1 protein-coding gene is annotated in these 293 nt (G+C 64.2%); it reads right to left on the bottom strand.

Annotated elements, in window-relative coordinates; translation table 11 throughout:
• The coding region (locus OGX96_RS00025) for a DUF6531 domain-containing protein (RefSeq protein WP_502872626.1) at nt 1-293 on the bottom strand (293 nt) is incomplete at both ends.

Raw genomic sequence — 293 nt, 5'->3', positions numbered from 1 at the left:
AGGATAAGTTCCTCATCACGTATCTGTAAGCGGATATCGAAAGGTGCTTTCCAGCCGGGACCGAAGATGCCGGCCGGTGCCGGGGTACAGGTCCGGTAACTGCTGTAGGCGCGGGTGAGAACAAACGGCAGCGGGCCGGGCAGGGTGAAATCGGTCTCACCGGGCAGGACCTTGGCACCGAGGAGCGGGTTGACCGGGGAGCCGTAGGTGACACCGCCGGGACAGACAGAGCAGGCGATGCCGGTGGGGGCACCAATTATCACGCCCATGGCACCCTGGACAATCGGGCCGCC

This window comes from Citrobacter sp. Cpo100 (genome assembly GCF_030332595.1).
Taxonomy (GTDB): Bacteria; Pseudomonadota; Gammaproteobacteria; order Enterobacterales; family Enterobacteriaceae; genus Citrobacter; species Citrobacter portucalensis.
Note: the sequence above shows the minus strand (reverse complement) of the source record. Positions and strands in the feature narration are given on the sequence as shown.